The sequence below is a fragment of the Cupriavidus sp. SIMBA_020 genome (assembly GCF_046535395.1).
Taxonomy (GTDB): Bacteria; Pseudomonadota; Gammaproteobacteria; order Burkholderiales; family Burkholderiaceae; genus Cupriavidus; species Cupriavidus campinensis.
The window spans coordinates 1-278 of the sequence record NZ_JAWRWU010000427.1 but is presented as its reverse complement, the minus strand read 5'-3'; the positions used below and the strand labels follow the sequence as shown (position 1 = coordinate 278).

Below are 278 nucleotides of genomic sequence, written 5' to 3'. Positions count from 1 at the left end.
CGTCCGGACTCCGCATTTTCGACACGAACGAGCGCTCGGTTTCCGGCGTCGGATTCCAGTCCACCGACTGATCTCGCACCAGCACGCGAACGCTTGCGCCCACTTCGTTCAGCAGTGCAGCCAGCCCGAGCGCCGATTGCCCGCCGCCGACGATGACGATGTCCCGTCCGGCGGCCCATGTCAGGCTGCCGTACTTTTCGGAATGCGACACGTAGGTATCCGGCAATCCCTGCAGCGCCGGCGGTGTGTGGGCAAATCCCTTGAGGCCCAGCGCCATC

At 65.1% G+C, this 278-nt stretch carries 1 protein-coding gene; it reads right to left on the bottom strand.

What is annotated here, in order from left to right; translation table 11 throughout:
• Nucleotides 1-278 (bottom strand): SidA/IucD/PvdA family monooxygenase (locus SB751_RS29895; protein ID WP_410749009.1); only part of this gene is annotated, 278 nt, incomplete at both ends.